We start from the raw sequence: 5,588 nt of genomic DNA on the forward strand, positions 1-5,588 counted from the left end.
GAGATGTGTATAAGAGACAGGCCGAACCCCTTGCCCTGGTGGCGGGGGTGGACCATCACCGTGTTGAGCCAGGCCCAATGGCGCATCAGCCGGTGGGTGTTGAGGGTGAGGAAGGCGGTGGCGGCGACCGCCCCGTCCTCGTCGCGGCCGACGACGAGCCGGGTGCGGCACTCCGCCATGGCCGAGAGGTGCTTGACCAGCTCGGGCCGGATCTCCTCCGGGGTCACCGGCGGCAGGAACCCGACGGCCCCGCCCGCGTTGGTGACATCGGCCCAGAGCGCGGTGATGCCGTCCCGCAGCTCGCGGTCGAAGGGGGGGTCCAGTGCAAAGGTAAGAGCCATTGCGGCAGGTTAGCTATTACGTTTCCGGGCCCGCAACTCCGTCCCGGCTCGCACGAGAGCCCCGCTCCGGGCGGTGGGAACCGCGGGGCGGGGCTCTCGGGCGACCAGGGGCCCCGGAGGGCCTGGAAGGTGTACGTCAGACGCGCATCGGCTGCGGCGACTCGCGCCGGTCGGCGTCCGGACCCGGGTACTCGCGCAGGATCTCGTACCGGGTGTTGCGCTCCACGGGCCGGAAGCCCGCGTCCCGGATGAGGTCCAGCAGATCCTCACGGCCGAGCTTGTTCGGCGTGCCGTAGTCGTCCGCGTCGTGCGTGATCTTGTACTCGACGACCGAGCCGTCCATGTCGTCCGCGCCGTGCTGGAGGGCGAGCTGCGCGGTCTGCACCCCGTGCATCACCCAGAACACCTTGACGTGCGGGACGTTGTCGAAGAGCAGCCGCGAGACCGCGAAGGTCTTGAGCGCCTCCGCGCCGGTGGCCATCGACGTCCGCGCCTGGAGGGTGTTGCGGACCTTGCCGTCCTTCATGTCCACGAAGTCGTGCTGGTAGCGCAGCGGGATGAAGACCTGGAAGCCGCCGGTCTCGTCCTGCATCTCACGCAGCCGCAGCACGTGGTCGACGCGGTGACGGGGCTCCTCGATGTGCCCGTACAGCATCGTCGCCGGGGTCTTGAGCCCCTTCTCGTGCGCGAGACGGTGGATGCGCGACCAGTCCTCCCAGTGGGTGTTGTGGTCGACGATGTGCTGGCGGACCTCCCAGTCGAAGATCTCCGCGCCGCCGCCGGTCAGCGACTCCAGACCGGCCTCGATCAGCTCGTCGAGGATCTCCGAGGCCGAGAGCCCCGAGATGGTCTCGAAGTGGTGGATCTCCGTCGCCGTGAACGCCTTGAGCGCCACGTCCGGCAGCGCTTCCTTCAGCGCGCTCAGGGAGCGCGGGTAGTAGCGCCACGGGAGGGTCGGGTGCAGGCCGTTGACGATGTGCAGCTCGGTGAGGTTCTCGCCCTCCATCGCCTTGGCGAGACGGACGGCCTCCTCGATCCGCATCGTGTACGCGTCCTTCTCGCCCGGCTTGCGCTGGAACGAGCAGTAGGCGCAGGAGGCCGTGCACACGTTCGTCATGTTGAGGTGGCGGTTGACGTTGAAGTGCACGACGTCGCCGTTCTTCCGCGTCCGCACCTCGTGGGCCAGTCCGCCGAGCCAGGCCAGGTCGTCGGACTCGTAGAGCGCGATCCCGTCCTCGCGGGTCAGCCGCTCGCCGGCCCGGACCTTCTCCTCCAGCTCGCGCTTGAGTCCCGCGTCCACTAGGGCGCCTCCCATATCTCTACGTAACAGACTTCGGCAGCCACCGTACTCCCCCGCCCCCCGGCCCCCCGCACCACCGTCCGGCCGGTCGGCGTCAGACCTCTTCGGGCAGCTCCCCGACCCTGTTCTCCCACTTCGTGGAGAGCACCACCGTCGTACGGGTGCGGGAGACCCCCTTGGTGCCGCTGAGCCTGCGGATCGTCCGCTCCAGACCGTCCACGTCCCCGACCCGCACCTTGAGCGTGAAGGAGTCGTCCCCGGCGATGAACCAGCAGTCCTCGATCTCCGCGAGGTCCTTCAGCCGGTGCGCCACGTCCTCGTGGTCGGCGGCGTCGGAGAGCGAGATGCCGATGAGCGCGGTGACCCCCAGACCGAGCGAGGCGGCGTCCACGGTCGCGCGGTAACCGGTGATGACACCGGCGGATTCCAGCCGGTTGATGCGGTCGGTGACGCTGGGCCCGGAGAGCCCGACGAGCCGCCCCAGCTCGGCGTACGAGGCCCTGCCGTTCTCTCTGAGTGCCTGGATGAGCTGCCTGTCCACCGCGTCCATGTGACTGAAACCTTCCATTATTCAGCAGTACCGCGACTTTACGTGTAGAATCTAAGGCACAACAGGGTTCAGACCCTATAAATCTTTCCGACCAATCGAAAATCGCTTTCGAATCTTCAGGAGTGGTAAACACCGTGTACACGATCGAGATGGCCTACGCCCGGATGCGCGAGCTGCAGGACCTGGCCAACCGCTCGCGTGCCCACCAGCCCGCCGCCGCCCACCGCGTCGACAAGACCCGGGCCCCGCGCTCCGCCAAGAAGCGCTGAGCCCCCGGGCCTCTCCGCGCACCTAGGACCTTCCACGGGAGCCTCCACCGAGCTCTCCCTCCCACCGGCGGTACAGCTGGTGCGGCACGCCCGCCGCGTCCAGCACCCGCCCGGCGACGAAGTCCACCAGGTCCTGGATGTGCGTGGCCCCCGCGTAGAACGCCGGAGAGGCGGGCAGCACCACGGCGCCCGCCTCGTCGAGCGCCACCATCTGCTTCAGCGTCTGACCGCTGAGCGGCGTCTCGCGTACGGCGACGACCAGCGTCCGCCGCTCCTTGAGCGTCACGCTCGCCGCCCGTTGCAGGAGATCCTTCGAGAGCCCGAGCGCCACGCCGGCCACACAGGCCGTCGACGCCGGGACGATCAGCATCCCCTTCGCCGGGTACGAACCCGACGAGGGCCCGGCCGCGAGGTCACCGGCCGCCCAGTGCCGCACCCGCTCCAGCGCCCCGTCCCGCACGGCGAAGGTGTCCGGCTCCCCGTCGGCGCCCCGCGCCAGCCAGCTCCGCAGGTCCTCACGCCAGTGCGCGTCGCGGAAGGCGATACCCGTCTCGTCCAGCAGCGTCAGCCGCGAGGCCCGGCTCACCACCAGGTCGACGCTCTCCCCCGCGTCCAGCAGCCCGCGCAGGACCGAGGCCGCGAACGGGGTACCCGAGGCGCCCGACACCCCGACAATCCAAGGCCTGCGCCGCTGTCGACTCACTGAAGTCCCGGAATTCACACCGGCGAGCCTATCCGGCGGCCGGTCGGCGGAACCGAGCCAGGGGCTCCGTACGTTGCAACGGAGGAAGCAACAGCCGTCGACAGGGGGTGACCATGACCGCCACACGCACGAGCCCCACCGCACGGGCCGCCACGGCCGGGGCCGTCATGGCCGGGTGGGTGGCGCTGCTGTGGGTGCTGGAGGGCATCGACACCCTGACCGGCCACCGGCTGGACACCTACGGCGTCTCCCCGCGCGACCCCGCCGAACTGCGCGACGTCGTGCCGTCCGCCTTCCTGCACGCCGGCTGGGAGCACCTCGCCTCCAACAGCCTGCCGCTGCTGGTCCTGGGCTTCATCGCCGCGCTCGCCGGGATCCGCAGATTCGCCGCCGTGGTCCTGACGGTGATCGTGGCGGGCGGCCTCGGCGTCTGGTTCACCGCCCCGGCCGGCACCGTCACGCTCGGCGCGTCCGGAGTGGTCTTCGGCCTCTTCGGCTATCTGCTGGTCCGCGGCTTCGTCGACCGCCGTCCGCTCGACGTCGTGGTCGGCGTGGTCGTCGCCGCGGTCTACGGCTCGATCCTGTGGGGCGTCCTGCCGACCGACTCCGGCATCAGCTGGCAGGGCCACCTCTTCGGCCTGCTGGGCGGGGTGCTGGCCGCGTTCCTCTTCCGCCGTCCCCGCCGCCCGGCGGCGGGGACCTCCGTCACGGTGTGAGGCCCCGCACCAGCAGGTCGAGCAGCGCGCAGGCGAACAGCGCTATGCCGATGAAACCGTTCACCGAGAAGAACGCCCGGTTCAGCCGCGACAGGTCGTGCGGCCGCACCACCCGGTGCTCGTAGACGAACGCCACGGCGACGACCGCCATGCCGATCCAGTAGAGGATCCCCGCCCCGGTCGCCGCGCCGAACCACACCAGCATCCCGGTCGTCACGACGTGGCAGACCCGCGCGCCCCACAGCGCCGCCGGGATGCCGAAGCGCGCCGGGAAGGACTTCACCCCGTGGGCCCGGTCGGCCTGCACGTCCTGGCAGGCGAAGATCAGGTCGAAGCCGCCGATCCAGATCCCGACGGCCAGCCCCAGAATCACCGCGTCCCACGACCAGTCGCCGGTCACCGCCAGCCAGGCGCCGATCGGCCCCATGGCCTGGGCGACACCCAGGATCGCGTGCGGGAAGTTGGTGAACCGCTTGCCGTACGGATAGACGACCATCGGCACGACGGCGACCGGCGCCAGCGCCAGACAGAGCGGGTTGAGCAGGGCGGCGGCCCCCAGGAACACGACCACGGCCACGATCGCGCCGGTCCACGCCGACCTCACGGACACCGCCCCGGTGACCAGCTCCCGGCCCGCGGTACGCGGGTTACGGGCGTCGATCTCCCGGTCGATGATCCGGTTGGCCGCCATCGCGAAGGTACGCAGCCCGACCATGGCGACGGTCACGAGCAGCAGGGTGCCCCAGTGGATGCTCCCGTCCGCCTCGTACATGGCGGTGAGCGCGGCGATGTACGCGAAGGGCAGGGCGAAGACCGAGTGCTCGATCATCACGAGCCGCAGGAACGCGCGGGGCTTGCTGCGCGGCTGCGGCACGGCGGCGGCGGAGGCGCTCACAGTCCGTACTCCTTCCAGCGGCGGTCGACCTTCGCCGCCGTCTCCGGGTCGGACTCGACCATCTCCGGCCAGCCCCCGTCCCGCGTGTACCCCTCCTCGGGGAGTTTCCGCGTCGCGTCGATCCCCGCCTTGCCGCCCCAGAACTGCTGGTAGGAGGCGTGGTCGAGATGGTCGACGGGGCCTTCGGTGAGCAGCAGGTCCCGGGCGTAGTCGGTGTTGCCGAGCGCCCGCCAGGCGACCTCGTGCAGGTCGTGGACGTCGCAGTCGGCGTCCACGACGACGATCAGCTTGGTCAGCGACATCATGTGCGCCCCCCAGACGGCGCTCATGACCTTCTGGGCGTGCTTGGGGTACTTCTTGTCGATCGAGACGATCGCGCAGTTGTGGAAGCCGCCCGCCTCGGGCAGGTGGTAGTCCACGATGTCCGGGACGATGATCTTGAGCAGCGGCAGGAAGAAGCGCTCGGTGGCGCGTCCCAGCGGCCCGTCCTCGGTGGGCGGCCGGCCGACGACGATCGACTGGAGCAGGGGCCGCCTGCGCATGGTCACGCAGTCGATGGTGAGCGCAGGGAAGGGCTCCTGCGGGGTGTAGAAGCCGGTGTGGTCGCCGAACGGCCCCTCGGGCAGCATCCGGCCGGGCTCCAGCCACCCCTCCAGGACCACCTCGGCCTGTGCGGGCACCTGGAGCGGCACGGTCTTGCAGTCGACCATCTCGATCCGCCTGCCCTGCACGAACCCGGCGAAGAGGTACTCGTCGATGTCCCCGGGCAGCGGCGCGGTGGAGGCGTACGTCACCGCGGGCGGCGCCCCGAAGG

General features: G+C 70.3%; 8 protein-coding genes. 2 read left to right on the forward strand and 6 right to left on the reverse strand.

All coding sequences use genetic code 11. The features are described 5' to 3' along the window. From IH13_RS0116030 to IH13_RS0116040, 3 genes are all read right to left on the reverse strand, one after another. Window positions 1-341: GNAT family N-acetyltransferase (locus tag IH13_RS0116030; protein ID WP_158791190.1), on the reverse strand; the 341-nt coding region annotated here is incomplete at its 3' end. Between the two features lie 136 nt (window positions 342-477). Further along, complete coding sequence (gene mqnE / locus IH13_RS0116035) at window positions 478-1,641, reverse strand: aminofutalosine synthase MqnE (protein ID WP_031084977.1); 1,164 nt, start codon at window positions 1,639-1,641, stop codon at window positions 478-480. Between the two features lie 94 nt (window positions 1,642-1,735). Next, window positions 1,736-2,191: an Lrp/AsnC family transcriptional regulator gene (locus tag IH13_RS0116040; RefSeq protein WP_031084980.1), complete on the reverse strand. Its 456-nt coding sequence runs from the start codon at window positions 2,189-2,191 to the stop codon at window positions 1,736-1,738. Window positions 2,192-2,325: 134 nt separating this feature from the next. On the opposite strand from IH13_RS0116040, the gene IH13_RS45545 reads away from it, so the two are divergent. Then, window positions 2,326-2,460, forward strand: a complete 135-nt coding sequence (locus IH13_RS45545) for a hypothetical protein (protein ID WP_267883852.1) — start codon at window positions 2,326-2,328, stop codon at window positions 2,458-2,460. Window positions 2,461-2,482: 22 nt separating this feature from the next. Here IH13_RS45545 and IH13_RS0116050 read toward each other — a convergent pair whose 3' ends face one another. Further along, window positions 2,483-3,163: a UbiX family flavin prenyltransferase gene (locus IH13_RS0116050; RefSeq protein WP_031084982.1), complete on the reverse strand. Its 681-nt coding sequence runs from the start codon at window positions 3,161-3,163 to the stop codon at window positions 2,483-2,485. Window positions 3,164-3,276: 113 nt separating this feature from the next. On the opposite strand from IH13_RS0116050, the gene IH13_RS0116055 reads away from it, so the two are divergent. Then, window positions 3,277-3,879: a rhomboid family intramembrane serine protease gene (locus tag IH13_RS0116055; protein WP_031084984.1), complete on the forward strand. Its 603-nt coding sequence runs from the start codon at window positions 3,277-3,279 to the stop codon at window positions 3,877-3,879. Here the strand turns inward: IH13_RS0116055 and mqnP are convergent. Next, window positions 3,869-4,774, reverse strand: coding sequence for a menaquinone biosynthesis prenyltransferase MqnP (mqnP, locus tag IH13_RS0116060; protein WP_031084986.1), 906 nt, complete (start codon window positions 4,772-4,774; stop codon window positions 3,869-3,871). The genes IH13_RS0116055 and mqnP overlap by 11 nt on opposite strands. Continuing rightward, window positions 4,771-5,588, reverse strand: an 818-nt coding sequence (locus tag IH13_RS0116065; RefSeq protein WP_031084988.1) for a UbiD family decarboxylase, incomplete at its 5' end; no start/stop codon positions are given. The genes IH13_RS0116065 and mqnP, both read right to left, overlap by 4 nt.

It is taken from the genome of Streptomyces sp. NRRL WC-3549, assembly GCF_000721935.1.
GTDB lineage: Bacteria > Actinomycetota > Actinomycetes > Streptomycetales > Streptomycetaceae > Streptomyces.

Bases quoted from the DNA above. Each gene is read 5' to 3' on its own strand.
- IH13_RS0116040 (WP_031084980.1), bottom strand. From the start codon at position 2,191: ATGGACGCGGTGGACAGGCAGCTCATCCAGGCACTCAGAGAGAACGGC.
- IH13_RS0116055 (WP_031084984.1), top strand. From the start codon at position 3,277: ATGACCGCCACACGCACGAGCCCCACCGCACGGGCCGCCACGGCCGGG.